Source organism: Oleiphilus sp. HI0117 (genome assembly GCF_001635235.1).
This window is the reverse complement of record NZ_LWGA01000874.1, coordinates 1-5195: the sequence shown is the minus strand read 5'-3', so window position 1 is coordinate 5195 and position 5195 is coordinate 1. Positions and strand designations below refer to the sequence as shown.

Annotated in this window: 5 protein-coding genes; all 5 read left to right on the top strand. The window is 43.1% G+C overall.

Translation table 11 applies throughout. The features are described 5' to 3' along the window. The coding region (locus A3757_RS15265) for an LCCL domain-containing protein (RefSeq protein WP_197470065.1) at nucleotides 1-852 on the top strand (852 nt) is incomplete at its 5' end. 39 nt (nucleotides 853-891) lie between these two features. Next, on the top strand, nucleotides 892-1986 hold the full coding sequence (locus A3757_RS15260) for a hypothetical protein (protein WP_068553800.1): 1095 nt from the start codon (nucleotides 892-894) through the stop codon (nucleotides 1984-1986). A 231-nt stretch (nucleotides 1987-2217) separates the two neighbouring features. Continuing rightward, nucleotides 2218-2802, top strand: a complete 585-nt coding sequence (locus A3757_RS15255) for an LPP20 family lipoprotein (protein WP_068553799.1) — start codon at nucleotides 2218-2220, stop codon at nucleotides 2800-2802. 96 nt (nucleotides 2803-2898) lie between these two features. Next, a complete protein-coding gene (locus tag A3757_RS15250) occupies nucleotides 2899-4248 on the top strand; it encodes a transglycosylase SLT domain-containing protein (protein WP_068552941.1) in 1350 nt (449 codons plus the stop codon). A gap of 52 nt (nucleotides 4249-4300) precedes the next feature. Beyond that, nucleotides 4301-5152, top strand: coding sequence for an ETEC_3214 domain-containing protein (locus A3757_RS15245; protein ID WP_068552942.1), 852 nt, complete (start codon nucleotides 4301-4303; stop codon nucleotides 5150-5152). Nucleotides 5153-5195: the final 43 nt, after the last annotated feature.

Genomic DNA, 5195 nt, shown 5'->3' with positions numbered 1-5195 from the left:
TCCCTACTCTTCATCTTCAGCCTGACACCTCTTAGCCACGCTGATGCCTTTGCCGAAATGGAAGCTGACTCAAGCAGAGAAGCTAGCACTTATGCTGAGCTTGATGCGGAAACAGGAAGCTGCCTCACAGAGTTACGTGAGAACAACCAGCGAGCAACGAAAATGTTAGCTGTACTAAAAAAGAAGAAGAGTAAGATCGCCAAGCTGGAAGGTAAAGTCGAGAGCCTGACGGCTAAGCTGATTGATCGCTCTGGGCCAAAGGCTTGTGATACCTCCGCGCTAAACCAACGTATTTCCATACTGCAAAACCAAAACGCTCAACTTAATGCCGAACTAACGACACTTAGAAGTACTCAAGCTGGCAATGCGAATCAGACGCAACAGGCTTTACTAACTGCACAGCGCGAGAACCTTGCACTTAAGCAACAAATGGCAGAATTGCAAAATAAACTGATGCTTGCAGGCTCCAAATCAAATACGGTCGTTCAAACTGTTACGGCTAATAGCCTCCCTAACGTAAGTGGCATTGATATTGAAGAAACCGTTGATGCAAGTTGGAAAAGCTCGGCTAGAGGGTTCCAAAATCGATTAGGCCAGGACTTCGCTTACAATTGCCCACCAAACGGAGCTGTGCAAAACGTTTATGGGGGAAATAATAAATATTATGTTGATTCATCAGTGTGTACTGCTGCGATCCATGCAGGTCTGATGACTGCAAAATCAGGTGGTACCGTCGCAATCCGAATTATTAGAAGCAAGCATGGCTTTAAGGGCTCATACAAAAACGATATCCAGAGTAATAACAGAAACAATCGCTATCAAAAAGGATTTACTTTCATAGCCTTACCTTAGTTTATTCTAAGTCGTCCTCTTCCATCAATGCAGGCTGCTATGAAAAGAGCACTCTTTCTTAAACCGCTAACGCTCTCTAGCATATGTCTGCTCGTCGCTTGTGCAGGCCAACAAAGCAAACCGAATATTGGTGACCAAGCCTGCTGGTTAGAGCAGCCAATAACAGAGGAAAGAATTGGCCAATTCGGCCTAGCCAGAGACCTCTACATTGGTGGCGAGACACCGATAACAAAGAGCCGTAAACGGGCGGTGGCGAGCTTGGCTGACTACCTTGCGGTTAACCAAGATATTGAAAGTGTCTTAGAAAGCGTTAATGACAAAGTAGACTCGGCCTCCTTAAATGGCCAAACCCTATATTTTAGCGATGAGTTTAGCCTAGATGGCTATGCCTACAGCTACGCAACGCTCGACAAAGTAGAGATCTCAAAACAGTGCCCTCCGCAAAGCTGCGATATCTCGGCCTGTCAGCCTGCCTGGCTGTGCACTCCTTCAAAGGGCGATCAAATCGCCATGCTCGGCGTAAGCTACCAGGCAACTAGCCCGGTTGAGCAGCATTATAAATCAATTGAGAATGCCTTGATGCAGGCGGAATATATGTATGGCGTTGATATTGTTGCGCAGAAGAACTTCCGCCAAACCAATAGCAATTACTTTCGCTACAATGTATTTAAGCAAGATGGAGAGGTAAACACCGGTACCCAAGAGGCACTATCCTATGCCGTAACAGACCGCTGCTCTTCTCAAGGAACCTTGTACAGCCGCGTGGCACTCTATGGCGATATTCGCCAATCTGAAGCCAAGCCTGTGACCAATAATGCCTGGTTAAAAGACCCCAAACACCTTGGCTATGATGGTGCTATCGGTTCCGTACAAAAACCTGTCGCATCGGGTTTGATTTCAGACCAGATTAAGCTTGCCATCAAGCGTGCAGCAATTCAGCTGGCCTTTGAAAAAGAGAGCGACGTTTCTGAAGAATCTGTGATCATCCAACGAGGAGATAACAGCTCTTTGTTAATTAGCAATATCAATGAAAATACCAATGTTAAGCTTCATGCCAAAGTACTGAGCATTCACTTTAAAGAAAGTGAAGGTGGCCAGCTTGAAGTCTTTGCCTGGTTAGCACGCATCAACTAAATAGAACATTGCTTAGTCAAGTAGATGATCCGCTTGTATATCCACTGGACTTAATTTTCATGATGATTTATAAAAGTTATGGTATAGATAGAGTTTGTATTGCTGTTTAGGGAACGAACAATGTCAGTCCTTCATTATTTTTTTCTTCTCAACAAAAATATTTTATCTCAAAACGAAGACTTGTCCTTCAAGTATAAATAACAAAACATAAACTACCCATAAGGAAGAAACATGAAACTGAAGAAATCCCTCCAAACACTTTCTACGGCTGTTGCATTTTCATTGCTTGGCGCTTGTGCTTCTCAAGCCCCTGCACCTGAAGCACCTAAAGCGAAGTTACCTTCATGGGTGCTAATGCCTATCATTGAAAACGGTATCGCTGACACACAATGCGTAAGCGCAACCACTGATATGAACGTATTGAAAAACAAAGCAACGGCTTTAGCTCGCGCAGAACTAGCCAAGCAGATTGAAGTAAAAGTTAAAGCCATGGATAAGACCTACCAGCGTCTAACCGATACAGCTGAAGGCTCAACCACCGGCGGTACTTTTGAGTCGGTTTCCAAGCAGCTAGCAAACAAAACCTTATCTGGTAGCCGCGTCACCAAAATTGACTATGTAGACTTCCCGGACGACACACAAAAGCTATGCGTCATGGTGACTATGTCTCCAGAACTCACCGAATCTTTGTTTAAAGACTTGCTTCAAGGTTCTGGCAAAAGCATCTCTCCTAAAAACGAAGCTGTTTTATATGAGCGTTTCTTAGCCAAGAAAGCAGCCGATGAAATGGAAGCTGAGTTTAGCGCTGAAAACTAATCACGGCGCTTATCACCTTTGCCAGGGCGGGTACAAGCTCGCTCCTGGCTCTTCCTAAATCGTATTGAAGCCTTAAACAAATAAAAGGATAACGTTATGAAAAAGGGCGGCTTTAAGTTACTCAATTTAGCGGTTTTGCTAGCACTTCCAATAAGTAACCTTTCTGCTAGTGACCCTTTTAATGAAATGAACGAAGCTTTTGGTGACATCGACAAAGCTTTCGAGCAAAGTGCACCCCCTAGTAAAAAACCGGAAATGTCCGAGTTTGAGAAATTCAAACTTCAAGAAACAAACGCCTTCGATAGCTATAAGAAAAAGCTGATGGAAGAGTTTGCAGAGTTTAAGAAAATATCCCAGAAAGAAACACAGCGCTATCAAAGCAAGCTCAGCAAAGTTTGGGACAAACCCGAATTATCATCTCGTAAAGTATGGGTCGAATACTCTAAAGACTTAAAGGAAAAAAAGAGCGTCGATTTTGAGAAGCAAACCATTTCAATTTCTCACACTCATGAAGGCAAGCAGCGCAACGATAAGGAATTACGAAGCTCTTTAAAGAAACTCATCACCAAGAACAAAGCAGAAGCCTTCAAAGATGACACGCTTGCTCAAGCCATCGAGAAAAAAAGCAAAGAAAAAATTACTCTACTCGAAACTGCCAAGGTAAAACCTACACCGATTCTTATTCCTAAAGCCAGTGCAGAACAAGCGCTGAGCGATAAAGAGATTGATGAAATCGTTGATCGAATGATCAAACTAGGCAAGAAAAAAGAACAAACCAATAAACAAGGTAAGAAAGTCGTAAGCGTTGAAGTTCCTATGAACGTCATCGATAAAAAGCTGGCAGAAAAAGAAAAGAAGATCGCTAGTAGCAAAACTAAAAAGCCTAAAGCGATGGCAGACTTAAGAGTCAATAAATTACCTCGTCAGGCAAAAATGTTATCGAGTGACGTGAGCAAGTTTGCGGCAAAGTCAAAAATCGAAGACGCACTGGTCTACGCCATTATTGAAACCGAATCTGCATTCAACCCGATGGCTCGCTCCCCGATTCCGGCCTATGGTCTAATGCAGATTGTTCCAAGCTCAGCAGGGCAAGACGCAACTCAACAATTATTTGGCAAGGCAAAAATACTCTCGCCTTCATATCTCTATACCTCTGACAAAAATATTGAAGTGGGTACGACCTATTTAAATATTCTGTACTATCGCTACCTTAAAGGTATCAAAAATGAGCTGAGTCGACTTTATTGTAGTATTGCCGCCTATAACACAGGCGCAGGTAATGTAGCGAAAGCCTTCACTGGGAAGCGACGTTTAAAACCTGCCTTAGCTAAAATAAACGCCCTTACACCCCAAGAAGTCTATGATCACTTAATCGAACATTTGCCTTACGAAGAAACACGAAAGTACTTAGCCAAAGTGAAAAAGCGTATTCCTAAGTACCGATAAATTAGGCCGTTTTTTTAAGGCTTTCAGCTTCGGCCAAATGAGAGAGACAAACATGGAAGAACAGCAAAGAATAAAAATCAAGCAGGAATTAAAAGAAGAGCTCAGCAAAGAACTTCAAAATACAATCGAAGATGAAGTGGAAGAAGAAGTAAAAGAACAACACATGTTCGGGGGAAGTCTCTTCTTCAGCAAATTTAAAGGCTCTTTCCTCACTTTCCTGGCCATCATTATCGCCTTGGGCGAGTACTCCGAAGCGGTGACCGTGCTAGGTGATACCGTTGAAACCATTCGTTCAGAATTTACTAACGATATCGAGTATGAAACGATATCCAAAATACATGTGGGTAATACAGTGCCTTATATGGAGGAGCTGTTAGGCAGCCCTCAGGTCTCCCGCGCTATCAATCAAGATATTAACGCTAATTATTACTACGACGAAAAGTTTTTACTCACGCTTTTTATAGATGACGAGCGCGTAACAGCCTTTACTGTTTTACCTCTTTTAGAAGACTTTCATCCTGAAGTTGCCACAACAACCAAGGGCCCATGGAATTTAGGCGAAGCCGCCTTTACCTCCTTCCCCGCCAACCCACAAACCTACGTGATCGACCATGCTAAAACTGCGAGCTATTACCTCGAAAACCTAGATCGAGGTCGAGCAGGCTTATTTGTCAGTACATATCTGGGCAAGGTTTCCTACACCGTTCGGTCGGAGTCGCCTTTACTCGTCGCTTTCTATAATCAAGAAGTACACGGCAGTGATCAGGAAGTACTTGAATCCCAAACGCAACTTAGAAACAGTGAAATGCCGAACTTTTATGGTGAAGGTGAAATTGGCTTGGAGTTGATAGAAAAAAGCATACTAACCGGGGCCGAGTTTAGTAGCTATTTTGGTCAATTCTAATATTAGAACTCTATCACCTTCGGTATCGTGCTTTTATATTCGC